The following is a 25,684-nucleotide window of genomic DNA, read 5'->3' as shown; positions in this document are numbered from 1 at the left end:
TAGCCGCAGTGTAGCGGCAAAAGCGATCTCAATGCCGCGCAGCCGCCGTTAACTTAGGGTAAACAGGTCGCCTTCCACACTGCGGTCACCGTGTTTACGACGCTGCGCTGCGGCGTCGTAGACGATCAGCAAAAGCTCGCTCTGCTTCTCAGCCGACTGGAACAAACACATACCCTCGGCATGGTCGTCGCCGTTGCCGAACGGTACCTCCAGCACCCTCTGCAATTGATCGGCAAACACCACCTGCTCTTCATCGGCCGCAAAGCCGCCGCGCCACCGGAACACCGTGACCGGGCCATCCAGGTCCATGGACGGCCCTGCCAGAATCAGCAGCTCGTCGCCGCGGCTGCACAGGTCGCGCACCCCCAGGCCGTTGAGCGCGAAGAAGTGCTTGCGATAGCGGCGCCCGTCCGGGCCGATCTTCTTCAGCACCAGGGTGTCGGTGGAGTCGCCATCGGCTTCAGGCTCGATCTCCAGCAGCACGCTCCAGCCGCGCAGCACCGGCCCCCGCAGCCCCAACAGCAGGCGCGAGCCGATGACGGCCAAGCCCTCGATATCGAAACCGTTGTCTTTGCCCGGGATGCGCAAAAAGTCGCGTAGCTGATCGTCCCTTGCAATTTCCGCCGTGAGGTCGTTGCCGAGCGCATTGCCATGCAACTGCGCCGCCGTACGTCCATCGCCATCCAGCTTGTCGGCAAGCACATAACTGTCGTTCTGCTGCACCACCGGGAGGCGCGCCAACAGAAAGCGATTGCCATCCGCCTCTACCGTCGACAGGCGCTTGATGTTCTTCTGCGCAGATTTGTCGGCGTCCGCCTTCTTGCGCTTGAGGCTATGGGAGCCGACGACCCAGAGATAACCCGCGTCAGTGGCATAGGCCAGGCCCTCGATATCGATCTCGGCATCTGCATCGGGTATGGGCAGGCGCAGATACTTCATCAGTGGGAAGCAGTGGTGCTCATCGCACGTCACCGCCCCACCGGGTACTGCGGGCTGGATGGTCAGGCGTTCGAGGCTGGTGGTTTCGTCGTTGGCCAGCCACAGCGTGTTGCCGATCTGCAGGGCAACTGAAAGGCCATCGCGCAATGAGGCAGATGCTGGATTAAAGCGCAGCATCAGGGTGTTGGCTGGCTTGTTCATGGGGGCTCGCCTGGGTTGATGCGAAGGTGTGTGAAGGCTAGTGGCTGTTGGGTAGGAATCAAGGTTGTTGGCAATCGGCCAGAAGCAGACGCTCGTCGTCTCCCTTTTCGACGGAGCGCCGGTGCGCTCATGAACAGCGGTGCCAGGGATGGACGGTAAGGCACAGGACGCCTGCAGGGTGGACCGTCCGAGTGTTGAGTATTCGCTGAGCAAGCTGAAAGGTTTCGCCCTGTGAGCGTCGTGAATGTGTCATGAAATGAAAAGTAAATGACGTCCAATGAAAAGCTGACCACCTGACAATCCCTTAGAAACAACTCGCTCCCCGCACTCACTTTCCAGCGATGGCCTTGAATGGCGGGAGCCAATCGCAAAAAAACTCATAAGAAGAATCCAGAAATGATCAGGAACCTTAGTATCGCTTGGCGTGCATCCATTGGTTTCAGCCTGGTTGTCATACTGACTGCAGGATTGGGGATATTTGCGCTTTCCAGGTTGGACGACATGCGTGAAAGCACCCGACAGATAAGTGACGATTGGTTACCCGGGTTGATGGCCTTGAGTCACGGCGCGCAAAACGTGCAACGTATCCGAGCCCTGACCCTGCGCGTAATGATCAGTCGCGATCCGCAGGCACTGGAGCAGAACTACAAGAAGATGGAATTGCTCAAGGCCGAATCACGCAAGGAAATGGAGCAGTACGAAAAGACCATTCTCGTCGATGAAGACCGGGTATTGTTCGATCGTTTCAGGACCGCTGAAGCGGCCTACATGGCTCTGCAGGCCAAGGTCATCGACCTATCACGCAAGGATCGGCTAGACGAAGCCCGAAACCTTATCAATGGTGAAATGAATCCGCGTGCGGATGAGCTGAGCAAGACGCTTGCCGACCTGATCGGGTTCAATAACCGTGGCGCCAATGGTGCTGCCGCCAACAGCGTCGATGTGTTCAAAAGTGCTCGCACTGGCGTTATCGGGGTGCTTTTGCTCGTCGCGCTGGCATCCTGCATCATCGCCGTCGGCCTGATTCGCAGCATCGTCCTGCCGCTGCGCCAATCAGTCCGCCTGGCCGAGACGGTGGCAAACGGCAATCTCACCACCAGCATGGTGGTGGACGGTAGTGATGAGCCTGCACGGTTGATGGGGGCATTGGCACTCATGCAACACAATCTGCGCGACACCATCATGGCGATCTCCGAGTCCTCCAATCAGTTGGCGTCCGCTGCCGAAGAGTTGAGCGCCGTGACCGAAGATGCCAGCCGTGGATTGCACCAGCAAAATGGCGAGATCGAGCAGGCGGCCACGGCGATCAACGAAATGACCAGTGCAGCCGAAGACGTGGCTCGCAACGCCTCCTCCACGGCAGATGCCACACGGGCCTCGGACCTGACCGCGCAACATGGCCGACAGCAGGTATTGCGCACCGTTGACGCGATCGGTGAACTGGCAAGCGGCGTGACGGCGACCGCGGGTGAAGTGGAAAACCTGGCAGGTCGAGTCCGAGACATCAGTCAGGTGGTCGATGTCATTCGCACAGTGGCCGAGCAAACCAATCTGCTGGCGCTGAACGCGGCCATCGAAGCGGCCCGTGCCGGTGAAGCCGGTCGTGGCTTCGCCGTGGTCGCCGACGAAGTGCGCAGCCTAGCACACCGGACCCAACGTTCGACCCAGGAAATCGAGCAACTGGTCATAGCCATCGAACAGGGCACTGTACAGGCGGTCAACGCGATGCAGGGAAGTAACACCCACGCGCACGACACCCTCGAAGTGGCCCAGGCAGCGGGACAAGCCCTGGATCAGATTGCCTCCTCATTCGCGCAGATCAACGAACGCAACCTTGTGATTGCCAGTGCAGCCGAGCAGCAAGCGCAAGTCGCCCGGGAAGTGGATGGCAACCTGGTCAATATCCGCCAACTGGCTTCGCAGTCCGCCGCCGGTGCAACACAGACCAGCGCTGCCAGCCAGGAGCTTTCCCGATTGGCGGTTTCACTCAATGGCCTGGTGTCCAGATTTGTGGTTTAACCCAAGCCGACCGCGATCGTGATTTTCCCGGTATCGGCAGATTCGAGCCGATCCCAAGTCGCAACCGATTGGTCCTTCTCTCTTAAAATCAGCCGCAATAGTGGCAAGGTGTACGGTGGCCATTGATTGGTCTGTTTTGTCCAATTATTGCGCGTCGCCACCGTCCATTCTGAGGCATTTTCCGACCCGAAACCGACTTGATCAATCGGCGCTTTTTTCTGCCGGTTGTCTCTTGTTATGGCGGCTGTGCGTGCCGGCGTCTCGTCCGAAGACGCGCTGATCCACACCTCCATCCTGCTCAAAAGTGCCTACCAGACCAACGCTCACGCCTGTGAACGGGTCGATGCCGAGGTGCGCGGGTTGCTTTGGGCCACCGATGCGGCCCGCTTATCCCGTGCAGTAGCGTTGCCTTCCCTACTCCTTTGACCCAAATCAAGCCGCCGGGCCTGGTTCGCGAGACGATGGCTGCAAGCAAGGAATGGATCGACGCCGGCCTCGGCCATCGATCCCTGTGCGCGGCATTGCATAAGGAGCCCCCATGAGCCCGCTGAACCACGTTCTGGTCGCCACCGACCTGTCTTCTTCCGCCCGCAACGCGGCAGAGCGCGCTGCACTGCTGTGCAAGGCGCAGCCTGCGGCGCTGGACCTGCTGTATGTGGCCAACCCTGCACCCTACGAGCGTTTGAAGCAGGTGCTGGTGCCCGATGAAGATTTACTGAACCGGGTGCTGGAAACCGCCGGCGAAAATGTTCACGCCCTGGCCACGATGCTGTTCGAGCGCTATGAGATCAGCGCGGGCGTGCAGGTGGCGCCCGGCTCGGTGGTGACTGAAATCACCCGGGTGGTGCAGGACAAACGCAGCAACTTGCTGGTGTGTGGGGCCAAGGGCCAGAGCCTGGCCCGGCGCCTGCTGGGCTCGACCGTGCAGCGCATGCTCAACCGCATGCTCTGCCCGATGCTGGTGGTCAAGCAGGCGCCGCGCGACGCTTACCGCAGCGTGCTGGTGCCGGTGGATTTTTCACCCTCGTCGCTGCGCGCCATCGAACGTGCGAAAAAGCTGGCACCGCAGGCCGAGATTATTCTGTTGCATGTGTACGAAGCGCCCTTTGAAGGCAGCATGCGCTTTGCCCACATCGACCAGGACACCCTCACCCACTACCGCAACGTCATCAAGAAAGATGCCGTGGAGCAACTGGCGGCCTTGAGCGAAGCTGCAGGGGTCGGCGATGCCCGGCAGGTCGTGGTGCACGGCGACCCGGCCTGGCGGATTGTCGAGAAAGAGCAGGAGCTGGACTGCGATCTGATCGTGATCGGCAAGCAGGGCGACAGCGCGCTGGAAGAGCTGTTGATCGGCAGCGTTACCAAGCATGTGCTGAATGAATCGCAGTGTGATGTGTTGGTGTCGTTGTAGGTTGCAGGCCGGCATGCACCGACCCGGTGGGAGTCGGTCGCGATCCAGCCACATCTGATGTGCTGACTGCGCCGGCCTCATCGCGGGTCAAGCCCGCTCCCACAATGTGCACCTGCATTCAACGGCCCGGTGGGAGCTGGCCTTGCCGGCGATCGAGCGCGAAGCGGTCGTGATCCAGGCGCCACCTGATGTGCTGGCTGTACTGGCCTCATCGCGGGTCGCCACCCGCTTGCTGCTCATGCCTTCGATAGCCCGTCAGCGACACTCCGGTTTGGCGCTTGAAGTAGCGGCACAGGTAGGACGCGTCAGCAAAGTTGAGCTTGTCTGCGATCTGCCCGATCGCAAGGTCGGTGTATGAAAGCAGCGCCTTGATCTCCAGGGTCACTTGCCGGTCGATCAGGCCTTTGGGGCTGTCGTTGAAAAACGCCCTGGTGAGTTGTGACAGGTAGAACGGCGTGATGCTGAGCGCGTCGGCATAGAACTTCACGTCGCGGTGGCGCAGGCAGTTTTTGCCGATCAGTTCCCAGAAGCGCCAACTGAGCATCTCCTTGCGGCTGAATTCCCTGCGGCCTTTTTCCAGGCTGGGCAGTTGTTCGGCAATCTTCAAAAAGAAGGTCTGCAACTGGTTGCGCAACATGATGTGCCGGTAGCCGGGACAGCTGTGGGCAATATCGCGCATGTGCATCAGCCAGCCGTCCAGCAGCGGCCGCTCTGCCCTGGCCGGTATGCAGTGGGGATGGTCATGCAGAAACACGAACAAGGGGTTGGGCAGCGGGTAGGCAACCTCCGCGGCAAAGCCTTTGGGCATCAGGCAGTAAAACATCCTGAAACCGCGTGAGCGACGCTTGAGCAGGGCAATGCTGTCTTCGGCCAGCACCAGCACATCGCCGCGCCGGACCGCATGCTCGTTGAAGTTGAGAGTGAAGCAGGCACGTCCCGACAGGCACACCAGCAGCACCATGTAGGCATGCCCGAAAGCAAGCGGCAGCCCTACCCCATCGGCCAACGTGGTGTCACCCAGGCGGAGCAAGTCGTCAGGCGCATAAAGTTTGGGAATGTGCTGCATAGTGGCCCACGTCAACCCGGTACAAGAGGCCTGAGCCTATCACGCCAGGCCATGGAGTTTCGAAAAGTACCGAAAATGCCAAGGTACTGCTGTTTGCCGATCAGCCGCTTGCCACTACCGTGTCTCACCTGAATCAAGCCAACCCGAGAACCGCACATGAGACTGGAAACACCACGGCTGCTGCTGCGCCCCTGGCACGCCGACGATGCCGCCGACTTGTACGAATACGCCAGCGACGAGCGCGTCGGCCCCATCGCCGGCTGGCCCCCGCACACCAGTGTCGAGCACAGCGCCGAGATCATTCGCAGCGTGTTCAATCACCCCGAGGTGTATGCGCTGCAACTCAAGGACAACCAGCGGGCGGTGGGTTGCGTCGGCATTCTCATCGGCGCCAACAGCAACTTCGAGATCAGTGAGCAGGAAGGCGAAATCGCCTACTGGATCGGGGTGCCGTACTGGGGCCAGGGCCTGGTTCCGGAGGCGGTGCGCGAAGTGATGCGCCACGGCTTCGAAACCCTCAAGCTCAAGGCATTGTGGTGCGGCTACTTTGCCAACAACAGCCAGTCGTACACCGCTCAGTCGAAATGCGGCTTTCGCCATCACCACACTGAAGAGAACAAATACAACCCGTTCCTGCAGGACTATCGGACCGAACACATCAGCTGCATCACTTACCCGCAGTGGTTGCAACAGCACCAACCGGCAGGCCGCTGAAAACCGCGGCGCTTCCCTGCGGCCGCTGTCTCTCTTACAATCGCGACAAATTCCTATTCGCATTGGTTGTCGTTGAGAGAGCGGGATGTCCACACCAGGCTGTGATACAGAGCGCCATGAACACCTGCAGACCCTTTACCAGGATTACAACGGCTGGCTGCGTGGCTGGCTGCGCAAGCGTCTGAACAACTCGGCCGATGCGGCAGACCTGGCCCAGGACACCTTCGTGCGCGTCCTGCTGGCGCGCACATCCGGCACCTTGCTCGAGCCTCGGCGCTACCTGGCGACCATTGCCCGTGGCCTGGTGATTGACCTCTACCGGCGCCGCAGCCTCGAACAAGCCTACCTTGAAGCCCTGGCGCTGCGCCCCGAGGTGCACGCGCCATCGGCCGAGGCGCGGGCGTTGATCTTCGACAGCCTGATGGCCATCGACCGCATGCTCGACGGGCTCGGTGCGCGCACCCGGCAGATCTTCCTCGCCGTGCAACTGGACGGGCTCACCTACGAGAAAACCGCCGAACGGCTCGGGGTCTCGGTGACGACGGTACGCAAGCATCTGGCCAGTGCACTGATGCACTGCCTGCTGCTGGATGAAGCATGAACAGCATTCTCGCCCAGGCGGTGGACTGGTATGTGCGCCTGCACGAGAGCACCGTCAGCGAAGCGACCCGCAGCCAATGGCAGGCCTGGCTGGCCGCCGACCCGCAACACGCCGCGGCCTGGAAGCGTATCGAACAGCTGCAGCAACGCCTGACCCAGGCGCCGAGCGCCCTCGCCTCCAGCACCCTCGAACGGGCCCGCCAAGGGCGACGGGCGACGCTGAAAACCTTCGCCCTGTTGCTCGGTGCCGGTGTGCTCGGCTGGCAGGGTTACCAGGCTTCGCCCTGGCGCGCGGACTACGCCACGCGGTTGGGGCAACGGCGTAGCCTGAGCCTCGCCGATGGCAGCCGGCTGGTGCTCGACACCGATACCCGGGTCGATGTGCGCTTCGATCAGCAGCAACGGTTGATCATCCTGCGCCAGGGCGAAATCCTCGTCGAAACCGCCAAGGACGCCCGCCCCCTGAGCGTGCAGAGTGACCAAGGCCTCATCCTCGCCCTGGGTACGCGCTTTACCGTGCGCCAAGGCGATGGCGTCACCCGGGTGAGCGTCGAGGCGCACGCCGTCGAGGTGCGTCCGCGCCTTGCAACGGCGCAAGCCGTGCGCGTTGATGCCGGGCACACATTGAGCTTCGCCGCCGACCGAAATGGCCCCATACAGCGCGCGCCGGCACAGGCCTCGGCCTGGACCCGCGGTCTGCTGGTAGCGATCGACTGGCGACTGCAGGACCTGCTCGCCGAGCTCTCGCGCTATCGCCATGGCTACCTGGGCTGCGGCGCCGATGTGGCCGATTTGCGCCTTTCCGGCACCTTTTTGCTGGATGACAGCGAGGCGGTGCTGGCCAACCTTGAGGCCTCCCTGCCAGTGCAACTGCGCCGGGTAACGCGCTACTGGGTGCGGGTGGAAAGCCGCACGGCCTGAGGGTGAAAAATATTTTCAACGTTTGGGTAACAGATTTTCATTCCTGTTTCGGCTCTTCCTGCACGTGCGCATCAGACGCAGCCCTGCCAACCCGAACAGGAACCTTTGCATGTCCTTCCAACCGTCTTTTCTCGGCCGCAGCATCCACCGCGCGGCGCTTGCCCTGGGCTTGTCCAGCTCGCTGCTGGCGCTGACGCCGGCCTGGGCCAAAGCGCAGGCCTACGACATCCCCGCCGGCAGCCTGTCGCTGGCGCTGAGCCAGTTCGCCGCAGCCAACGGTGTGATGATTACCTTCAGTTCCGAAGACACGGCCGGGCTGTCATCGCCGGGTTTGCAGGGCGATTTTGAACTGGACCAGGGCTTTGCCAGGCTGCTGCAAGGCAGTGGCTTGCGCGTGGTGCAGGCCGGCGACAAGCGCTACGTGCTGGCCAAGGCTGACAGCAGCGCAGCCGTGGAACTCGGCGCCACCAGCATCAACGCCGCCGGCCTGGGCGCCACCACTGAAGGCAGCGGCTCTTACACCACCGGCATCACCAGTACCGCCACCAAACTGCCGCTGTCGCTACGTGAAACACCGCAGTCGATCAGCGTGGTCACCCGTCAGCGCATGGACGATCAGGGCCTCAACGATCTCACCGAAGTACTCAAGCAAACCCCAGGCCTGTCGGTGCAGAGCCTGGGCAGCGAGCGCTTCAACATCTACGCGCGTGGCTACAGCGTCGACAATTACCAGTTCGACGGCATTCCCACCACACTCGACATTGTCAGCCAGGTCTCGGCGCAAAGCCTTGCCGACATGGCGATCTACGACCGCGTCGAAGTGCTGCGTGGCGCCACCGGCCTGATGACCGGTGCCGGCGACCCATCGGCGACCATCAACATGGTGCGCAAGCGCCCCACCGCCGACTTCAAGGGCCACTTCACGGCAGGCCTGGGCTCGTGGGACAAGTACCGCACCGAGCTCGACCTGTCCGGCCCGCTGACCCCGACCGGCAACCTGCGCGGGCGCATGGTCGCGGCCTATCAGCAGAACAACAGCTACGTCGACCACTACTCCCAGGAAAAGCAGATTTTCTACGGGATTGTTGAAGCGGACCTGAGCGACAGCACCCTGCTCACGGTCGGCGCCGACTACCAGAAGAACAACCCGCAAGGTTCGTCCTCGGTGGCCTTCCCGCTGTTCTACAGCAACGGCCAGCAAACCGATTTTTCGCGCTCGACCAACAGCGCCGCGCGCTGGAGCAGCAACCCCCAGGATGTCCTCAACACCTTCGCCAGCCTCGAACACAAGCTGGGTTACGACTGGAGCCTGAAGGTGGCCGTCAACCAGATGTACATCAACCGCGATGACTACAAGCTGGCCACCGCCAGTTGGGGCTTCCCCGACATCAACACCGGCGCCGGGGTGCGCCTGTACGGTGGCGCCGGCAGTACCTGGCAGAAGCAAACCGGCGTCGATGTTCAGGCCCAGGGGCCTTTCCAGTTGTTCGGCCGCCAGCATGAGCTGATCGTCGGCTACAACTTCTCCCGCTACGAAAACCGCCACTCGCCCCTGCGCGGCACCGCCATCGAAGGCACCTCGGTCAATTTCTACGACTGGGACAACTACACCAAACAGCCGAACACCAGCAACGGCAAGCTGTATGACGGCGACACCAGCATCTACCAGAACGGCAGCTACATCGCCACGCGCCTGCGCCCGACCGACGCGCTGTCGATCATCCTTGGCGCCCGCGCCAGCGACTACAAGTACAACTACGACATGGAATACGTGCTGACCCCCAACAGCAACCGCAACACCCAGTACCGCGAGAGCGGCGTGGTCACGCCCTACGCCGGTGTGGTCTACGACCTCAACGACATTCACTCGGTGTATGCCAGCTACACCAGCATCTACAAGCCACAAAGCGTGCGCGACGCCAGCGGGGCGACCCTCGAGCCGCGCGAAGGCGACAACTATGAAATCGGCCTGAAGAGCGAGTTCTTCGGCGGTCGCCTGAACACCAGCATCGCGGCGTATGAAATCAAGCAGGACAACCTGGCGGTGATCGACCCGGGCCAAGTCATCCCCGGCACCACCTCGGCGGCCTACAAGGCCGTCAGCGGCGCCACCACCCGCGGCTTCGAGATCGAAGCCAACGGCGAGCTGCTGCCGGACTGGAACCTCGCCGCCAGCTACAACCACAGCCTCACCGAAGACGCCGACGACCAGCGCATCAACACTGAAGCGCCGGCGAACATGCTCAAGCTGTGGAGCACCTACCGCCTGCCCGGCGACTTCAACCGCCTGACCGTCGGTGGCGGCGCCAACTGGCAGAGTGGCACTCACATCACCGTGACCCCGAGCACCGCGATGGGCACGGTCAAGGCCAGGCAACAGCAGTTCACCGTGGTCAACCTGATGGCCCGCTACCAACTGACCGATCAGCTAGCCGCCACCCTCAACGTCAACAACCTGTTCGACAAGAAGTACATCAGCGCCCTGGACACCACCTTCTTCAGCGGCTACTACGGTGAACCGCGCAATGTGATGCTCTCTACCAAGTACAGCTTCTGAAATCGAGGTGCTTACAACGCCATTCGGTACTCGATAACCCCAGGCTTTTCGGCAATCCAGTCATAGAGCCGTTGGGCGGTGTGATTGGACTCCTGGGTGTGCCAGTACAGCCGGTCGCAGTGGTGCTCCCGCGCCTGCCCTTGCACGTACTCGATCAGCTGCTTGCCGAGCAGCTGGCCGCGCACGCCGGGGCAGACGTACAGGTCTTCGAGGTAGCAGAAGTCGTTACGGCCCCAGGTCGAGCGATGGAAGACGAAATGGACGAAGCCGAGGACCTGTTCGCCGTCAGCGGCCACCGCGCAATGCACGGGTTCGCGGCTGTCGAAGAAGCGCGCCCAGGTGGTCTGGGTGGTCGGCATGCCGATGTCGACCTTGTAGAACGCCTGATACTGGGCCCAGTGCGCGCACCATTGCTTGAAGTCGTTTTGCGTGACGGGGCGAATCGATACAACGGGATGTGCTGCGGTCATGGTCAATCCTTAGTGACGGTAGAAACTGCAGCGATTTATAGCGCGACAATGGCTTGGTTAAACCATCCAGTTTTTCCTTGCCAAGCAGACCACTTGCCACCAAGAAGTGCTGCCAAGCCTGCTTTGAGCCTGTGGGAGCGGGCTAGACCCGCGATCGAGCGCTAAGCGCTCGCCATCCGGGCACCGGCTGATGTACCGGCTGGCTGCACACGGTTGCGGCGGTTGCCATCCGGGCCTATGTTCCATGCGAGGCTTTACCTGCGCTGCGAGGTGACCCCATGGCGAACGACTCCCGCCCGGCCGTGCTCGAACTGATCGGCAATACGCCGCTGGTGCGTGTCAGCCGCTTCGATACCGGCCTGTGCACGCTGTTTCTCAAGCTCGAATCACAGAACCCCGGCGGCTCGATCAAAGACCGTATCGGCCTGGCGATGATCGACGCCGCCGAGCGCGATGGCCGCCTGCGCCCCGGCGGTACCATCGTCGAGGCCACCGCCGGCAACACCGGCCTGGGCCTGGCCCTGGTCGGCCGCGCCAAGGGCTACCGGGTGGTGCTGGTGGTGCCCGACAAGATGTCTACCGAGAAGGTCCTGCACCTCAAGGCCATGGGCGCCGAGGTGCACATCACCCGCTCCGACGTCGGCAAGGGCCATCCCGACTATTACCAGGATGTCGCCGCGCGGCTGGCGCAGGAAATTCCCGATGCGTTCTTCGCCGACCAGTTCAACAACCCGGCCAACCCGCTGGCCCATGAGTGCAGCACCGCGCCGGAGATCTGGGCGCAAACCCAGCATGATGTCGATGCCATCGTCGTCGGCGTTGGCTCGGCCGGCACCCTGACCGGGCTGACCCGCTTCTTTCGCCGCCTGCAGCCGAACCTGGCGATGATACTGGCCGACCCGGTCGGTTCGGTGGTCGCCGAATACAGCCGCAGCGCCACTCTCGGCACTCCCGGTTCCTGGGCGGTCGAGGGCATCGGCGAGGACTTCATCCCGTCGATTGCCGACCTTTCCAGCGTGCGCCAGGCCTACTCCATCAGCGATGAAGAAAGCTTCGATCACGCCCGCCAACTGCTGCGCGCCGAAGGCATTCTCGGCGGCTCTTCAACCGGCACCTTGCTGGCGGCAGCGCTGCGCTACTGCCGCGAGCAAACCGAACCGAAGCGGGTGGTCAGTTTTGTTTGCGACACCGGCACCCGCTACCTGTCCAAGGTCTACAACGACCAGTGGATGACCGACCAGGGCCTGCTGGCGCGCAAGCGCTATGGCGACTTGCGCGACCTGATCGCGCGGCGTTTCGAGGATGGCCGGGTGATCAGCGTCGGCCCCGACGACACCCTGCTCACCGCCTTCCAGCGCATGCGCTTGGCCGATGTCTCGCAACTGCCGGTGCTGGTCAACGGCCAGAAGCTGGTCGGGGTGATCGATGAGTCCGACATCCTGCTCGGCGTGCACCAGGACGCTTCGCACTTTCACTTGAGCGTGGCCAGCGCGATGACCGCCAAGCTCAAGCTGGAAACCCTGGCCCCCAGCGCCAGCCTGGCGCAGCTGCAGGCCGAGCTCGACCGTGGGCTGGTGGCGATCATTGAAGACGCTGCCGGCTTTTACGGCGTGATTACCCGTGTCGATTTGCTCAATCACCTACGCAGGTCCTTACCATGAGCCAGCACGATGAAAGCGGCGCGCCACGCGCCTTCGCCACCCGCGTGATCCATGCCGGGCAGGCACCAGACCCGTCCACCGGGGCATTGATGCCGCCGATCTACGCCAACTCCACCTACTTGCAGCAAAGCCCCGGGGTGCACAAGGGCCTGGACTACGGCCGCTCGCACAACCCCACGCGCTGGGCGCTGGAACGCTGCGTGGCGGACCTTGAGGGCGGCACCCAGGCGTTCGCCTTCGCCTCCGGGCTGGCGGCGATCGCCAACGTGCTCGAGCTGCTCGATGCCGGCGCCCACGTGGTCTCGGGCAATGACCTGTACGGCGGTACTTTCCGCCTGTTCGAGCGGGTGCGCCGGCGCAGCGCCGGGCACCGCTTCAGCTTCGTCGACCTGGCCGACCTTTCGGCATTCGAAGCGGCGCTTGAGGCCGACACGCGGATGGTCTGGGTCGAGACCCCGAGCAACCCCTTGCTGCGCCTGACCGACCTTGCCGCGGTCGCGCGTATCTGCCGCCAGCGCGGCATCATCTGCGTGGCCGACAACACCTTCGCCAGCCCGTGGGTGCAGCGCCCGCTGGAGCTGGGCTTCGATATCGTCCTGCACTCGACCACCAAGTACCTCAACGGCCACTCCGACGTGATCGGCGGCATCGCCGTGGTCGGCAACAACCCGCAGCTGGCCGAGCGCCTGGGCTTTTTGCAGAACTCGGTGGGCGCCATTGCCGGGCCGTTCGACGCCTTCCTCACCCTGCGCGGGGTGAAGACCCTGGCGCTGCGCATGGAGCGCCACTGCAGCAATGCCCTGGAGCTTGCGCAATGGCTTGAGCGTCAGCCGCAGGTGGCGCGGGTCTACTACCCGGGCCTGGCCTCGCACCCGCAGCACGCGCTGGCGCGCCAGCAGATGCGTGGCTTTGGCGGGATGATCTCCCTTGACCTGAACAGCGACCTGGCCGGCGCCAAGCGCTTTCTTGAAGCGGTGCAGATCTTCGCCCTGGCCGAGAGCCTGGGCGGGGTCGAAAGCCTGATCGAACACCCGGCGATCATGACCCACGCCAGCATCCCGGCAGAGAACCGCGCGCAACTGGGCATCGGCGATGCCCTGGTGCGCTTGTCGGTGGGGGTCGAGGATGTCGACGACCTGCGCGCTGACCTGGCCCAGGCGCTGGCGCAGGTTTGAACGGTCGGGGTGCTGGTGGCTGGGTGAGCGGGCTTAGTTCACCATCACCTCGTCCAGTGCCTGCTCGAGGGTGTTGACCGTGCGCTCGATATTGTGCAGCTTTTCGAGCCCGAACAGGCCGATGCGGAAGGTCTGAAAGTCGGCCGGCTCGTCGCATTGCAGCGGCACGCCGGCGGCGATCTGCAGGCCCTGGTCGGCAAATTTCTTGCCGTTCTTGATATCGCCATCATCGGTGTAGCTCACCACCACGCCAGGGGCCTGAAAGCCGGCGGCGGCCACGCTTTTGATGCCTTTGCCGGTCAACATTGCGCGCACCCGATCGCCCAGAGCCTGTTGCTCGCCGCGCAGCTTGTCGAACCCGTAGGCTTGCATCTCTTTCATCACCTCGTTGAATCGCGCAAGGGAATCGCTGGGCATGGTCGCATGGTAGGCATGTCCGCCCTGCTCGTAAGCCTGCATGATCTGCAGCCACTTTTTCAGGTCGCAGGCAAAGCTGCTACTTTGCGTCTGCTCGATGCGCTCGAGGGCCAAGGCGCTGAACATCACCAGGGCGCAGCAAGGGGAAGCGCTCCAGCCTTTTTGCGGTGCGCTGATCAGCAGGTCGACTGCGCATTTGTGCATATCCACCCAAATGGTGCCTGAGGCGATGCAGTCCAGCACGAACAGGCCACCCACCGCATGCACGGCATCACCAACGGCCCGCAGGTAATCGTCGGGCAGGATAATCCCTGAGGAGGTTTCAACGTGAGGGGCGAAGACCACCTGCGGCTTGTGCGTCGCAATGGCTGCCAGCACTTCGTCCAGAGCGGGTGGCGCGTAGGCCGCCTGGCGACCCGGGTCGAGCGGCCGGGCTTTGAGCACCGTGGTGGCCGCCGGGATGTTGCCCATCTCAAGGATCTGGCTCCAGCGAAAACTGAACCAGCCGTTGCGTATCACCAGGCATTGCTGGGCGCTGGCAAATTGTCGCGCAACCGCTTCCATGCCGAACGTGCCGCTGCCCGGGACCACCGCAACAGCCTGGGCGTTGTAGACCTGTTTAAGGGTCGTGGAGATGTTGTTCATCACGCCTTGAAATGACTGCGACATGTGGTTGAGCGAGCGGTCGGTGTAGACCACCGAGTACTCGACCAGCCCCTCAGGATCAATACTGGGATATAGCTTTGACATGGAGTGACTCCTTTGGCAGAGATATCAGTGGTATTACTCGGGAATGCCGGTCAACGTATGCACTACCCGCATTGCACAAGGCGGTCGAGCCCCTTGCGGGTCGATCTGTTCGCATTTCTTCAGCAGCGGATAGGCATCGGCAAACTTCATGGCCGCCACTTGTTCAGCGTGCTGCTGCGAAACAAAGCAGTGCTCGAACCGGAAGGCGGCATACACCTCGGGTAGCAGTGCCGGATAATCGTAAACCTCGTCGACGATACTCTTTAGCATCTTTGACATCTGCCCGTCGGCCGCGGGGGAAATCCTCGCGAGCAGATCATCCTTGGCGACGCCCGCTTGCCTGGCCGCAATGACTTCCTTCGACGCACCGATGGATGCCTGCATTCCCTGCGGAAACGGACAATCAGACGCCGCCAATGCCGAGGCCGACGCCATGCAACTCAGTAAAGTGAAAACAGCAGCCATCCTTGTCATGGAACTTCCTTATGTGTAGCAAGCATTGTTGAAATAAGCTGCGGATTCTAACCGATACCAGATGATGCGCTCCATTGACCTGGTACGCTGCGGGGTTTGGCTGTGTATAGCGACGGTCGAAGTCAGGCTGTCGCTACCGCCACGCCGTGGCGCGCTGGCATGGTGAATCGCAGACGGAGGTCAATTACATGAAAATTTCGAAGGCATGCCTGGAGTCTGTTATTCACGCACTGGAGGCGAGTCTGCTTGAACGCAAGACCCGCCTTGATCGCGACATGCTGACCCGCCTGCTGGCTCAGGACTTCGTCGAGTTTGGCGCGCAGGGTATCGCCTGGAACCGGTCACAAACCATCGACGCTTTGCTGGTGCAGGATTTTGTCCAGCGTCAGATCACCGATTTTCAGATTCGTATCCTCTCCGAAAAGGTGGTGCTGGCCACCTATCGGTGCACGGTCGATAGCCCGAACGGCACCCGTGATTCTTTGAGAAGCTCCATCTGGCGTCGGCTGGGAGACGATTGGCAGATGGCATTCCACCAAGGTACGAGAAGGGCAGCAGAAATTTGATCAGCTATTGGGGCCATGCTTGGGTGAGTGGCCGCTTTGGGTTGTGGATTCAACCGGTCGATGCAACACAACTAAATTCTGTGTAAGCAGAAGGAGTGTTGCAGATGAAGCAGAGACCTCGGATCTATTACACCGAAAGCCAGAAAAAACTGATGTGGGATCACTGGCAAAAAGGCGACTCTCTCCAGCACATCGCCCAACTATTTGATCGGAACCACTCATCGATACAGCGCATCTTGGCGGAGACCGGGGGGATCAGACCCGCTGTACGTCGCAGGTCCAGATTGGCGCTGACGTTGGCTGAACGCGAAGAGATTTCGCGTGCAGTGGTGGCAGGTAACTCGATCCGTTCCATAGCCGCGCTGCTAGGACGAGCAGCCTCTACGATCAGTCGTGAGATCAGGCGTAACGGTGGCCAAGGAGGCTACCGGGCTAATCGAGCGGATCAGGCTGCCTGGGATCGCGCCCATCGACCCAAGATCTGCAAGCTTGTTGAGCACCGAGCGGTGGCGCAAATTGTTGCAGACAAGCTTCAATTGCAGTGGTCACCGGAACAAATTGCCGGCTGGCTGAAGCGCACCTATCCGGACGATACGAGCTATCAGGTGTCACACGAGACGATCTATCGCACCCTCTTCATACAGGCTCGCGGGGCTCTGAAGAAGGAGTTGCTTGAGCATTTACGGCGAACGCGAGCCATGCGTCGCTCGCGCCATCACACGCAGAAGAAAGAAAATCACGGTCGAATCACAGACGCGGTATCGATCCGCGAACGCCCGGCCGCGGCTCAGGATCGGGCGGTGCCAGGTCACTGGGAAGGTGACCTGCTGTGCGGTAGCAGGAACAGCCAAATTGCCACTCTTGTGGAGCGTCATACCCGCTACGTAATGTTGGTGAAATTGGACGGAAAGGATAGCGAGACGGTCATCAGCGCCCTGATCGAAAACGCCCGTAACTTACCCCAAGAACTCTACAAATCGCTGACCTGGGATCGCGGCAAAGAGATGGCTGAGCATAAGCGCTTTACGGTGGCTACCGACATCAAGGTTTACTTCTGCGATCCTCATCGTCCTTGGCAACGGGGATCGAATGAGAACACCAACGGGTTGTTAAGGCAGTACTTCCCGAAAGGAACCGACCTAGCGGAACACTCGCAAGCCACACTCAATGAAGTAGCAAGGCAGCTAAATAGTCGCCCTCGAAAAACACTAAACTACGAAACGCCCGCTGAACGATTTAGTCAATCTGTTGCATCGACCGGTTGAATCCACAGTCGATAGCGGTCAGTGGCGATCGGCCGTTTTCGACCCAAAGCGGCCGGTCGGAGAAGGCAGCAACCCGCCAAAACCGGACATTTAGTCTCACGTCTCAATCATTCATAATGCTGCTCCGGAAAGTGCGAAAGTTAATGAATTCATGTTTGATCAATACTTGAAACGATGGGAACTGACCATCGACGGTGATGCTTTCGCCTCGCTGAATGGACATCTACTGCCCGTTCGCCACCACGGCCTACCAGCCATGCTCAAAATTTCGCAAGAGCTGGAAGAGCGGGCAGGCAATCTGCTCATGGCTTGGTGGGACGGTGAAGGAGCAGCTCCAGTGCTGGCACATGACGGTGAGGCCTTACTCATGGAGCGTGCGAACGGCTCGGTCTCCCTGGCGCACATGGTGAGCTGCGGCCAGGACGACGAGGCTACTCGTATTATCTGTGCGGTGGTCCGCCGCCTCCACATACCAAGTACAAAACCGCTGCCTGCTTTGGTCCCCCTGGTTAACCGGTTCGAAGCCTTATGGAGCGCAGCGGCAACGCACAGAGGAGTCTTTGAACACTGTGCAGAAACCGCCCGCCAACTTTTAGGTGCACCTCGCGAAGTCACGGTACTGCATGGCGACATCCATCACGGAAATGTCTTGGACTTTGGCGCCAAGGGATGGCTCGCTATCGATCCTAAGGGACTGTACGGTGAGCGCGGCTTCGATTACGCGAATATTTTCTGCAATCCGGATAGCAAAAGCGCTTTGGCTCCAGGGTGTTTCGAGCGCCGTATAGGGGTCGTGGCACACGCCTCCGAAATTGATCGCCACAGGTTGTTGCAGTGGGTGCTCGCATGGGCGGGGTTGTCAGCAGCCTGGATGCTCGAGGACGACATTGAGCCGGATGCCCCCCTTGAGGTGGCGAAGCTTGCAGCGTTGGCGCTCGGTTTGTGAGTTGGCCAGTGGCTAAGGTCCATGTGATGGATTGGACGCACTAAGCACAAACCGCACTAAAACACTGGCTTGTAGACTCAGCTCAATTTCCTCGTACCATTTCTGTACCACCACACCCTTCGCAAGTGACGTTCCGCAATGTAGAAAGTCCGTCTACTTTCGGGGCAGCTAACGGCCCAAAGCGGTCAGTTGTCAGCTCCGATAACTGCCTCAAGTAGCTGGCCTTCGAAGTATTCCGTATCATCGCGGGGCTCTGTATCCAACCGCCGCCTAGCCTCAGCCAACATTTGAGGAACTGCGATTCGCTGATTCAGAAAAGTAGCGACCATGAGATCTGAAAGCTCTTTAAAGGGCGTGTCCCAGGCATCTCGACAGCGTTGTAGTAACGTTGTCGGCGCCTCTCCTTTCCAAGGGCCAATGATGCTGGTTAGTGTCGTCGGTTGGGCCATTGGCATCTGTTCGTGCTGGTTGGGAAAAGGGATCTTACCGACAGTTCTAACGCAGTGCGAAGGGCAGCTTCGGGTCGAAAGCGGCCCTCGCGAACGGCAGCATTGGCTAAAAGCCGCCCCTGACGAAGCACAGCGATCCGTTGCGACTGAGCGTGATGTTCTTCCAAGCGGCTGCTACAGCCGCTTGAAAGTCGGTTTATTGACCGGTGCTCACGATCGTGGGCGGCAAGGCGGCCTTCATCGCAAGACCTGGCCGTTGAAGTGGCAGCCGATGTGATACACACAAAGCCCTCTGCAACGTCCGGCTCGCAACTAATTCTCGTAGCGTAGGGTGATGGCAACGTTGCGGGGTTCGCCGTAATAATTTCCGGTGTCTTGACTAAAAATCGCGGTGTAGTACTTCTCGTCGAAAACATTGTTGAGGTTCAATTGAACGCTCAGGTTCTGGTCGATTCGCAAGTTAGCGTTCAGGTCGACAAGGTTGTAGGCACTCTGCGAAATCTCGTTCAGGTACAGCTTGCTCTGATGGTACACGCTGGTCCCCACTCGCCATTGATCCAACTTTCCCGGCAGCTGATAGGTGGTGGCGGCCTTGAACAGTCGCTGTGGCGAATTTTCTGTGCCATAAGCGTCACCCTTTTTGGTACCAGCGACGTATTTTGGATGACTGTAGGTGTAGCCCATCAAGGCATTCCAGCCGGGCATCAACTCGCCTGAAACCTCTGCCTCGAACCCGCGGTTTCGCACTTTCGCACCCTCGGTGTAGCACCGCGAATCACGCGTTGGCCCGCAGACACGTCCAGCATCGGGAACGACCTGCGCAAGGCCTGACTGATCCACCTGGAAGAGCGCCAGGGCGGTATTCAACCTGCCATCGAACAGCTCGTTTTTCACGCCGACTTCGTAGTTACTGCCCGTCGTGGGTTCCAGCAATGTGTTGTCGACGCTGTAGTTGCCCTGCATCTTATAGATCTCGGTATAGCTGGCGTACACCGAGGTGTTGTCATTGACGTCGTAGACGATGCCGCCGTAAGGGATGACCTTGCGATTTTCCTTGAAGCGGTCCGTCTCCCAGGGGCCTTGGGTGTCGTAATCGACCCAGCTCAAACGGCTGCCGAGAATGACGTGCAGATCATCGAGCGGATTGAGGCGGGTGGCGGCATATATGCCCTTGTCCTTACGCACATGTCGGCTGGGCGTCAGGCTGCCGACTATGTGCGGTTCAGGGAACTGCGAGGTGTCGAAGTCCAGAATGTCGACGATAGGGTTCACGCTTGATGAGCCTGTCACGTACTGCAGCCTGTCGCGCCTCATGTTGGTCCCTATCACCACCTCATGCTTGCCCCCCAGCAGGGTGAATGCGCCGTTAAGCGCCGCGTCGAGATTGATCTGTTCGTCATCGTAACGGGCGCTGTTCGGCCAGTACTGCATCGTCGAATCGGAGTCTTTGCTGTGATACCCAACCTGAGCGAGAAAATCTGCATTGGACCAGATCAGATTGGTGGCGACGGTGAGGTTCCAGTCCTCATTGAAGCTGTGCTTGATATCGGCAAAAACGTTGCGGTTGATCTTGTCCAGGTGGGCCCACTTACCGGCGAACGACTTCGAACGCGAGAAGTTGTAAGAACTGCCATCCAGGTGGGTGGGCAAACCACCCCAGTCGTAGCCGCCGTTGTTGTCCTGCTGGAAAGATGCCCCCACCGCGATCGTGGTCGAATCACTCAAGTCGGCTTCGCCAATGGCGTAGAACAGCTGATTGTCCTTGTCAGCGTAGTCCTGGTAGCTATTTCGACTGTTGTACATCAGGACCGTACGGCCACGCAGGGTGCCCTCTGCGTTCAGGGGGCCGCCAACATCGAGTTGCGTGCGGTAGTTGTCCCACGAGCCAGCACCGAGCTCCGCCTTGAGTTGGTATTCACGCGTCGGTCGCTTGCGCACCATATTTATCGCCGCAGACGGATTACCTGCCCCTTGCATCAGGCCTGTCGCACCTCGGACAATTTCCACCCGGTCATACATGGCCATGTTGTTCACTGACATGACGTCCATCGAGAAACTTTCCGTGACGCTGCTCGGCAGGCCATCGAACTGCAAGTCGTCGACCTGGAACCCTCGCGAGTAGTAAAGCGGACGCTCTGTGCCGAACCCTTTAACCGTGCTGATGCCTGTCGCTGCCCTTGCAACGTCTTCCAACGACTGCATGTTCTGGTCATCCATCTGTTGCCGAGTGACCACACTGATGGACTGAGGCGTTTCACGCGGCGAAAGCCCCAACCTTGTCGCCGTGTTGGTAAGGCCAGTGGTATAGGCGCCGGTCCCCTCAGTTGTCGAGGCCAGCCTGAGTGCATTCACATCGGTAACGCCCAGCTCCAGCACTGCCGAATCAGTCGATAGCTTGCGCAAGGTCAGCGTCTTGTCATTGACGAACTCATAACCGAAACCACTGCCGCTGAGCAGATGATCGAGCGCCTCATTGACCTTGTAGGGCCCGCTCAACCCAGCGCTGTTCATTCCACTTACCTCGTCGGAATTGAAAATGATGCGCAGGCCGGCTTGATCGGCGAATCGGGTTAGTGCGCTGTCCAGTGGCTGGGCAGCGATATTGAAGAGCTGAGTGACAGCGAAGGCTTCGGAGCCCCTGGCATGAGCATCGACCGGTGCCAGCAGTCCGAGCAAGGCAGCCAGTGCCATTGCCTGGCGCAACGAATGCGCACGGGTACGTAAGGAGACATGAAACATGAAAGCAACCTTTCCCTAGAGTTGGCTGCGCGACTTTAATGTGAATGATTCGCGCTTCGTATCTACGACGAAACGACGTAGAGGACCTTGCCAAAGAATTTTCATTTTTTTGCAAGGTGCTCTCCGGGAAGGGATGCTGGCCCTGTATCAGCGCTTGGGCCGCACCAGCGTGAGTAACGGCAACCGAGTGATGCGAAGTGGCTGCGTTTGCTCAAGCGCATTGAGCGCAGCGTGTGGATCCTCCACTTCGAATGTGCCGCTGATACGCCGTGCCGCCAGCGTTTCATCCGTCAGGTAGAGGACGCCTGGGATGTACCGGTCGAGTTCGGCGAGCACCTCACCCAGCGGCCGCGCATTGAAAATCAATTTGCCTCGCTGCCAGGTGGCGACATCCTGCACATCGACTTCCACCGCCATCTGCGGCGCCAGACCCTGGCGATAGGCCGTGGATTGCCCTGCGGGCAGACGCAGGGTCTCCCCGCCCGAACTGAGCTGGACTATCCCTTCGCTCACCTGGACGGTGACCTTGTCGCCGCGCTGATCCACATCGAAACGTGTGCCGATTGCCTGTACATCACCTTGAGCGGCGTGAACGATGAAAGGCCGTGATGAATCCTTGGCAACTTCGAAGAGCGCTTCCCCTTGATACAGCGTGATGCCGCGTTGGTTATGGCTGTAATTCACCGACAGCACGGTGTCACCATTCATCCACAGCCGACTGCCGTCTTCAAGGCGCAATTCCCGTCGCTCGCCAGGGTCTGTCACATGATCGGCATAGAGCGCTGACCAGGGGCGTTGTAGCGCTGCACTGAACACCACTAATGCAACACAAGCTGCCATGCCGGCTGCCCATAAGGCGCGTGCAGGTTTACGACGCTTCTCGGGGGGCGGAGCAACGAATTGTCGGGCTTTTTGTGTCAGGGGGAACGCGCCCCACAATGCCTCGGCCCTGCTTGCGGCGTGAGCATGGAACGCAGAGCGCTGGCACCAGTTGTCATAGGCCAGGTGATCGGCTGTAGTAGCCCGACCTGAGTGCAGATGCACCAGCATCTCGATGGCCTGGTCTTCCAGATCGGAAGGATCAACACTGTCGGTCATGGGTTCTTCAAGCTTGGAAGTGTGAAGAGGCGTCAGAGTCTGGGGGGGCACGTTCGTATAAGGCAAGCGGTTCATCTCCACTGCGTCCGGCTCAGCGAGTCGCGACAATGACGTACAGCTTGAACAATGTACTTCCCCACGGTGCTTTCGGAAACGCCGAGTCTTATGGCGATCTGCGCATGGGTCAGCCCCTCGAGACGGTTGAGCAGTAGCGCCAACCTTGCGTTGGTTGGCAACTTGTCCATGGCGATATCGAGCTGTGCCAAAGCCTCATCTGTGATCAGAGCAGTCTCTGGTGAAGGGCGTGGATCGCATACCTCCAGGGCCTGTGATTCATCGGCATGCAAGGCATTGAGTCGCCCCTCCCGACGCATACGATCAATGGCCAGGTTGCCAGCTATGCGGAACAGAAACGCGCGAGGCTCCTGTATCGGTTCGCCCGCCGGCAGGTTAACCAAACGCAGATAGGTATCCTGGGCCACATCGGCAGCTTGCTCAACGTTACCCAACCGCCGAGCCAGGAACGCCAACAGTTCTGCGTAGTGCTCATGGAAGTTGGTTAGCAGATCAGAGGTGCCAATGCGTGACATGCTCAGCCCTATTTCGGTGAACCGGCCCCGCCGGAGAGCGGCGAATACTACATTAACTGAGAAGCATTATTAAATGGATTAAGAGCAGCGGCCCCGTTTTGCAGCGGAGTTCCGCGCAGACACGTCGGTGATTGAAGCCGACAGTCAAACCCAGCCTTAAGGCAATGACGTCAATTTGATATCATGGCTGTCAGTCGAAGCAAGGAACTGCCCCATGATCTCACGCGCAAAAAAAATCCTCTGCCTGCCTGGCATTCTGCTGCTGGCGGCGGTTTCCTCCCAGGCTGTCGCTGGGCACTTCGTCATTGACATGCAAACCGATGAAGGTCGCAAGCTGGCGAAAACCATCGGCACCGATAAGTACCGCTACGCCTTGTTCAACGAGTTCAGCAAGGACGCGCCGTACAGTGCGATTGCGCTGAGCAACTCGGAGGGTTTCAAGGACGGCGTTGTCGTTTACAACGCCGTCATCAATGCCACGGAACAGGGCGCAAAAATGATCTTCACGCAGTTTGTCGACTGCGGGAAGCTGCAGACCAATGAGGGCTTTATTGAAGTCAACGATCAGCCGATCAAGGTGCTGCATGAGTGCCGCGAGGAAAAACCAGGCACCAAGGTGTCGATCTTCCTGCCGGTCTCCGATGCCGCGCAGCACTATATCTACAACGCCTTCGCCAAGGATGTCCCGGTGAAGGTCAGGATGGATAAACACCCCGTCGTTTTTCCAACCGACGGTTTCCTTGAGGCCTGGAGCGTGAGAAACAAGAAGGCGCTTTGAACTCAAGCCCTGCTCACTGTTGCTCAAACTCATAGCCCAAACTGTGCCCATGGCTGACCCACTCCACCACGCCCCGGCGGTTGAGCTTCAAGTCGTCCTTGCCACTGCCCTCGCACACCGGTGAATGCTCGCCATAGGCGTGAACATTCACCTGTTCATACAAGGCGCCGTACTTGACCAGGTAATAGGCGATCATCGCGGCACGCGCCTGGGCCAGGACGATGTTCTGCTCGGGCGAGCCGATGTCATCGGTATGGCCCTCGACAAAGACTTCGGCCTCGGGATGGCTCACCAGGTAGTTGGCCACATAGGCAAGCCTGGCCTGATAAGGCGGCTCGATCGCCGAGCTGTCGGTGTCGAAATACACCACCAGGCCGCCGGCCACATCGGGCTCATCCGACAGCGCTTGCAGGGCGCGCTGGTTGTTGGCATCGGCCTCGGCCGCCGAGACGAACAGCGAGCGTTCGCTGGTGCTTGCAGGGTTGCTGCAGCCTGTCGTCGTCAATACCAACAGCACGGGCAGGAAGCAGCGCAGATAACGGTTCATAGGCCCCTCTTCTCGTCTACAGGATCGCAACTAGCCCGCGCACAACAGGCACACGCCCAGCCATTGGTACACCTTGAGCAACAGGTAGTCCCAGGCCCGGCTGAACCAGCCGCCCTCTTCCACGCTTTCCATCACCACCAGCGGCTTGCTGGCGACGTGTTTTGAGCCCACCTGGAAGTTGACCACGCCTACCACCTGGCCCGCCTGCAACGGCGCGTGAAGTTCGGCGGTGTCGACGATGGCGCTGGCCTGCACCTCGGCCGAGTGCCCGTAGGGCACGCTGATGGTCGCTTGCGCGCCGGCATTGAGCTTGACGTTGCGGGTCTGGCCAAACCACACCCGCTTGCTCATGAACACTTCGTCGGCCTGGATCGGCGTCACCGTCTCGAATGCGCGAAAGCCCCACTTGAGCAGTTTTTCCGACTCCTGAAAGCGCAGCCGATCGGACTTGGCGCCCATCACCACGGCAATCAGCCGGCGCCCGTCACGTTGCGCCGAGGTGACCAGGCTGTAGCCGCCTGCGCTGGAGTTGCCGGTCTTTAAACCGTCGACATCCAGGCTGGTACTCCACAACAGGCGGTTGCGGTTGTATTGTTGAACGTTGTTGAAGGCGAAGGCCTTTTGTTTGTACAAGGCGTACTCCGCCGGCAACTCGGCAATCAGCGCACGGCTGAGTATCGCCATGTCGCGGGCACTGCTGTATTGCCCTTCGGCGGCCAGGCCATGGACGGTCTTGAACTGGGTATTGGTCAGGCCAAGTTTGCCGGCCTGTTCATTCATCAGGTCGACAAAGGCATGTTCGCTGCCGGCAATGTAAGTGGCCAGGGCAATGCAGGCGTCATTACCAGACTGCACCACAACCCCGGTATTGAGGTCTTGTACCGAGACCCGGTCGCCGGGTTTGAGAAACATCAACGAAGAGCCCTGCAAGTGCGGATTGCCTGCGGCCCAGGCATCGTGCTCGATGGTCACCCGGTCACTGGCGCTGAGTGCGCCGGACTGCAGAGCCTCGCCGATCACATAACTGCTCATGATCTTCACCAGGCTGGCAGGATCGATGCGCGCATCGGCATTGCCCTGGGCCAGGACTTCGCCACTTTCATAGTCCATCAACATCCACGATTCGGCAGCGACGCCCGGTGCCGCGACAAGGTCTGCAGCACTTACAGTAAAAGACCCACTGGCCACTAACCACGGTGCAAGTAATACACACAACAACCCCTTAACTACTGCTGAACCTTTCATACGCTCCCAAACTCGACTGCCCAACTCATCAGCCACTGCACATACGCTGATGAAGTATTTGTCCGCGGATTGTGCGTACGCCTATA

General features: G+C 60.3%; 23 protein-coding genes. 12 read left to right on the top strand and 11 right to left on the bottom strand.

From position 1 onward, the window contains the following. Positions 1-48: 48 nt before the first annotated feature. Positions 49-1,140, bottom strand: coding sequence for a DUF3616 domain-containing protein (locus tag LOY34_RS10260; protein WP_195883677.1), 1,092 nt, complete (start codon positions 1,138-1,140; stop codon positions 49-51). 396 nt (positions 1,141-1,536) lie between these two features. Here LOY34_RS10260 and LOY34_RS10255 point away from each other — a divergent pair, with 396 nt between their 5' ends. Next, positions 1,537-3,159 carry a methyl-accepting chemotaxis protein gene (locus tag LOY34_RS10255; protein ID WP_195885985.1) on the top strand — a complete coding sequence of 541 codons (1,623 nt, stop codon included), beginning with the start codon at positions 1,537-1,539 and terminating at the stop codon, positions 3,157-3,159. Here LOY34_RS10255 and LOY34_RS10250 read toward each other — a convergent pair. After that, complete coding sequence (locus tag LOY34_RS10250) at positions 3,156-3,452, bottom strand: hypothetical protein (RefSeq protein ID WP_195883676.1); 297 nt, start codon at positions 3,450-3,452, stop codon at positions 3,156-3,158. The two genes, LOY34_RS10255 and LOY34_RS10250, sit on opposite strands and share 4 nt — an antisense overlap. Before the next feature lie 245 nt (positions 3,453-3,697). Between LOY34_RS10250 and LOY34_RS10245 the strand changes: the two genes are divergently transcribed. Further along, positions 3,698-4,570, top strand: coding sequence for a universal stress protein (locus LOY34_RS10245; RefSeq protein WP_045201217.1), 873 nt, complete (start codon positions 3,698-3,700; stop codon positions 4,568-4,570). A 208-nt stretch (positions 4,571-4,778) separates the two neighbouring features. On the opposite strand, the gene LOY34_RS10240 is transcribed toward LOY34_RS10245, so the two are convergent. Beyond that, positions 4,779-5,636, bottom strand: coding sequence for an AraC family transcriptional regulator (locus LOY34_RS10240; RefSeq protein WP_195883675.1), 858 nt, complete (start codon positions 5,634-5,636; stop codon positions 4,779-4,781). A 156-nt stretch (positions 5,637-5,792) separates the two neighbouring features. Between LOY34_RS10240 and LOY34_RS10235 the strand changes: the two genes are divergently transcribed. The 4 genes from LOY34_RS10235 to LOY34_RS10220 all read left to right on the top strand — a co-directional run bounded on the left by LOY34_RS10235 (position 5,793) and on the right by LOY34_RS10220 (position 10,428). After that, a complete protein-coding gene (locus LOY34_RS10235; protein ID WP_195883674.1) occupies positions 5,793-6,350 on the top strand; it encodes a GNAT family N-acetyltransferase in 558 nt (185 codons plus the stop codon). A gap of 85 nt (positions 6,351-6,435) precedes the next feature. After that, positions 6,436-6,951: a sigma-70 family RNA polymerase sigma factor gene (locus LOY34_RS10230; protein ID WP_045201214.1), complete on the top strand. Its 516-nt coding sequence runs from the start codon at positions 6,436-6,438 to the stop codon at positions 6,949-6,951. Continuing rightward, on the top strand, positions 6,948-7,871 hold the full coding sequence (locus tag LOY34_RS10225) for a FecR domain-containing protein (RefSeq protein WP_195883673.1): 924 nt from the start codon (positions 6,948-6,950) through the stop codon (positions 7,869-7,871). Before LOY34_RS10230 ends, LOY34_RS10225 begins: the two co-directional genes overlap by 4 nt. 109 nt (positions 7,872-7,980) lie before the next feature. Then, positions 7,981-10,428: a TonB-dependent receptor gene (locus LOY34_RS10220; protein WP_195883672.1), complete on the top strand. Its 2,448-nt coding sequence runs from the start codon at positions 7,981-7,983 to the stop codon at positions 10,426-10,428. 11 nt (positions 10,429-10,439) lie between these two features. Here the strand turns inward: LOY34_RS10220 and LOY34_RS10215 are convergent, their stop codons facing one another. Continuing rightward, on the bottom strand, positions 10,440-10,898 hold the full coding sequence (locus tag LOY34_RS10215; RefSeq protein ID WP_195883671.1) for a GNAT family N-acetyltransferase: 459 nt from the start codon (positions 10,896-10,898) through the stop codon (positions 10,440-10,442). 278 nt (positions 10,899-11,176) lie between these two features. On the opposite strand from LOY34_RS10215, the gene LOY34_RS10210 reads away from it, so the two are divergent. Then, positions 11,177-12,559 (top strand): cystathionine beta-synthase, encoded by a 1,383-nt coding sequence (locus LOY34_RS10210; RefSeq protein ID WP_195883670.1) that lies wholly within the window; start codon positions 11,177-11,179, stop codon positions 12,557-12,559. After that, positions 12,556-13,734 carry a PLP-dependent aspartate aminotransferase family protein gene (locus tag LOY34_RS10205; protein ID WP_045201209.1) on the top strand — a complete coding sequence of 393 codons (1,179 nt, stop codon included), beginning with the start codon at positions 12,556-12,558 and terminating at the stop codon, positions 13,732-13,734. The genes LOY34_RS10210 and LOY34_RS10205 overlap by 4 nt, the downstream gene beginning before the upstream one ends. Before the next feature lie 33 nt (positions 13,735-13,767). Here the strand turns inward: LOY34_RS10205 and LOY34_RS10200 are convergent, their stop codons facing one another. Both LOY34_RS10200 and LOY34_RS10195 read right to left on the bottom strand, forming a co-directional pair. Beyond that, a complete protein-coding gene (locus tag LOY34_RS10200) occupies positions 13,768-14,901 on the bottom strand; it encodes an aminotransferase class V-fold PLP-dependent enzyme (RefSeq protein ID WP_195883668.1) in 1,134 nt (377 codons plus the stop codon). A gap of 33 nt (positions 14,902-14,934) precedes the next feature. Continuing rightward, complete coding sequence (locus LOY34_RS10195) at positions 14,935-15,375, bottom strand: hypothetical protein (RefSeq protein ID WP_195883667.1); 441 nt, start codon at positions 15,373-15,375, stop codon at positions 14,935-14,937. 188 nt (positions 15,376-15,563) lie between these two features. Here LOY34_RS10195 and LOY34_RS10190 point away from each other — a divergent pair, with 188 nt between their 5' ends. From LOY34_RS10190 to LOY34_RS10180, 3 genes are all read left to right on the top strand, one after another. Beyond that, positions 15,564-15,941: a DUF4440 domain-containing protein gene (locus tag LOY34_RS10190; protein ID WP_195883666.1), complete on the top strand. Its 378-nt coding sequence runs from the start codon at positions 15,564-15,566 to the stop codon at positions 15,939-15,941. A 104-nt stretch (positions 15,942-16,045) separates the two neighbouring features. Continuing rightward, positions 16,046-17,206, top strand: a complete 1,161-nt coding sequence (locus LOY34_RS10185) for an IS30 family transposase (RefSeq protein WP_203583931.1) — start codon at positions 16,046-16,048, stop codon at positions 17,204-17,206. A 151-nt stretch (positions 17,207-17,357) separates the two neighbouring features. Continuing rightward, positions 17,358-18,152 carry an aminoglycoside phosphotransferase family protein gene (locus LOY34_RS10180; protein ID WP_093384575.1) on the top strand — a complete coding sequence of 265 codons (795 nt, stop codon included), beginning with the start codon at positions 17,358-17,360 and terminating at the stop codon, positions 18,150-18,152. A 761-nt stretch (positions 18,153-18,913) separates the two neighbouring features. Here the strand turns inward: LOY34_RS10180 and LOY34_RS10175 are convergent. The 3 genes from LOY34_RS10175 to LOY34_RS10165 form a co-directional block, all read right to left on the bottom strand. Further along, the gene (locus LOY34_RS10175) at positions 18,914-21,340 is read right to left on the bottom strand and encodes a TonB-dependent receptor (RefSeq protein ID WP_195883665.1); all 2,427 of its coding nucleotides are present in this window, start codon (positions 21,338-21,340) and stop codon (positions 18,914-18,916) included. Positions 21,341-21,487: 147 nt separating this feature from the next. After that, on the bottom strand, positions 21,488-22,438 hold the full coding sequence (locus LOY34_RS10170; RefSeq protein WP_195883664.1) for a FecR family protein: 951 nt from the start codon (positions 22,436-22,438) through the stop codon (positions 21,488-21,490). A gap of 71 nt (positions 22,439-22,509) precedes the next feature. Continuing rightward, positions 22,510-23,028 (bottom strand): sigma-70 family RNA polymerase sigma factor, encoded by a 519-nt coding sequence (locus tag LOY34_RS10165; RefSeq protein ID WP_045201532.1) that lies wholly within the window; start codon positions 23,026-23,028, stop codon positions 22,510-22,512. Positions 23,029-23,242: 214 nt separating this feature from the next. On the opposite strand from LOY34_RS10165, the gene LOY34_RS10160 reads away from it, so the two are divergent. Continuing rightward, entirely contained in the window at positions 23,243-23,806 is a 564-nt protein-coding gene (locus LOY34_RS10160; RefSeq protein WP_045201534.1) for a hypothetical protein, read from the top strand. A 13-nt stretch (positions 23,807-23,819) separates the two neighbouring features. On the opposite strand, the gene LOY34_RS10155 is transcribed toward LOY34_RS10160, so the two are convergent. Next, positions 23,820-24,353 (bottom strand): OmpA family protein, encoded by a 534-nt coding sequence (locus LOY34_RS10155; protein WP_195883663.1) that lies wholly within the window; start codon positions 24,351-24,353, stop codon positions 23,820-23,822. 30 nt (positions 24,354-24,383) lie between these two features. Continuing rightward, positions 24,384-25,598: a serine hydrolase gene (locus tag LOY34_RS10150; RefSeq protein WP_195883662.1), complete on the bottom strand. Its 1,215-nt coding sequence runs from the start codon at positions 25,596-25,598 to the stop codon at positions 24,384-24,386. Between the last annotated feature and the right edge of the window lie 86 nt (positions 25,599-25,684).

This window comes from Pseudomonas sp. B21-009 (assembly GCF_024749345.1).
Classification (GTDB): domain Bacteria; phylum Pseudomonadota; class Gammaproteobacteria; order Pseudomonadales; family Pseudomonadaceae; genus Aquipseudomonas.
This window is presented reverse-complemented; position numbering and strand designations above follow the sequence as displayed.

Coding starts and splice junctions, on each gene's coding strand:
- LOY34_RS10260 (WP_195883677.1), bottom strand. CDS start 1,140: ATGAACAAGCCAGCCAACACCCTGATGCTGCGCTTTAATCCAGCATCT.
- LOY34_RS10255 (WP_195885985.1), top strand. CDS start 1,537: ATGATCAGGAACCTTAGTATCGCTTGGCGTGCATCCATTGGTTTCAGC.
- LOY34_RS10250 (WP_195883676.1), bottom strand. CDS start 3,452: ATGGAGGTGTGGATCAGCGCGTCTTCGGACGAGACGCCGGCACGCACA.
- LOY34_RS10245 (WP_045201217.1), top strand. CDS start 3,698: ATGAGCCCGCTGAACCACGTTCTGGTCGCCACCGACCTGTCTTCTTCC.
- LOY34_RS10240 (WP_195883675.1), bottom strand. CDS start 5,636: ATGCAGCACATTCCCAAACTTTATGCGCCTGACGACTTGCTCCGCCTG.
- LOY34_RS10235 (WP_195883674.1), top strand. CDS start 5,793: ATGAGACTGGAAACACCACGGCTGCTGCTGCGCCCCTGGCACGCCGAC.
- LOY34_RS10230 (WP_045201214.1), top strand. CDS start 6,436: ATGTCCACACCAGGCTGTGATACAGAGCGCCATGAACACCTGCAGACC.
- LOY34_RS10225 (WP_195883673.1), top strand. CDS start 6,948: ATGAACAGCATTCTCGCCCAGGCGGTGGACTGGTATGTGCGCCTGCAC.
- LOY34_RS10220 (WP_195883672.1), top strand. CDS start 7,981: ATGTCCTTCCAACCGTCTTTTCTCGGCCGCAGCATCCACCGCGCGGCG.
- LOY34_RS10215 (WP_195883671.1), bottom strand. CDS start 10,898: ATGACCGCAGCACATCCCGTTGTATCGATTCGCCCCGTCACGCAAAAC.
- LOY34_RS10210 (WP_195883670.1), top strand. CDS start 11,177: ATGGCGAACGACTCCCGCCCGGCCGTGCTCGAACTGATCGGCAATACG.
- LOY34_RS10205 (WP_045201209.1), top strand. CDS start 12,556: ATGAGCCAGCACGATGAAAGCGGCGCGCCACGCGCCTTCGCCACCCGC.
- LOY34_RS10200 (WP_195883668.1), bottom strand. CDS start 14,901: ATGTCAAAGCTATATCCCAGTATTGATCCTGAGGGGCTGGTCGAGTAC.
- LOY34_RS10195 (WP_195883667.1), bottom strand. CDS start 15,375: ATGACAAGGATGGCTGCTGTTTTCACTTTACTGAGTTGCATGGCGTCG.
- LOY34_RS10190 (WP_195883666.1), top strand. CDS start 15,564: ATGAAAATTTCGAAGGCATGCCTGGAGTCTGTTATTCACGCACTGGAG.
- LOY34_RS10185 (WP_203583931.1), top strand. CDS start 16,046: ATGAAGCAGAGACCTCGGATCTATTACACCGAAAGCCAGAAAAAACTG.
- LOY34_RS10180 (WP_093384575.1), top strand. CDS start 17,358: ATGTTTGATCAATACTTGAAACGATGGGAACTGACCATCGACGGTGAT.
- LOY34_RS10175 (WP_195883665.1), bottom strand. CDS start 21,340: ATGTTTCATGTCTCCTTACGTACCCGTGCGCATTCGTTGCGCCAGGCA.
- LOY34_RS10170 (WP_195883664.1), bottom strand. CDS start 22,438: ATGACCGACAGTGTTGATCCTTCCGATCTGGAAGACCAGGCCATCGAG.
- LOY34_RS10165 (WP_045201532.1), bottom strand. CDS start 23,028: ATGTCACGCATTGGCACCTCTGATCTGCTAACCAACTTCCATGAGCAC.
- LOY34_RS10160 (WP_045201534.1), top strand. CDS start 23,243: ATGATCTCACGCGCAAAAAAAATCCTCTGCCTGCCTGGCATTCTGCTG.
- LOY34_RS10155 (WP_195883663.1), bottom strand. CDS start 24,353: ATGAACCGTTATCTGCGCTGCTTCCTGCCCGTGCTGTTGGTATTGACG.
- LOY34_RS10150 (WP_195883662.1), bottom strand. CDS start 25,598: ATGAAAGGTTCAGCAGTAGTTAAGGGGTTGTTGTGTGTATTACTTGCA.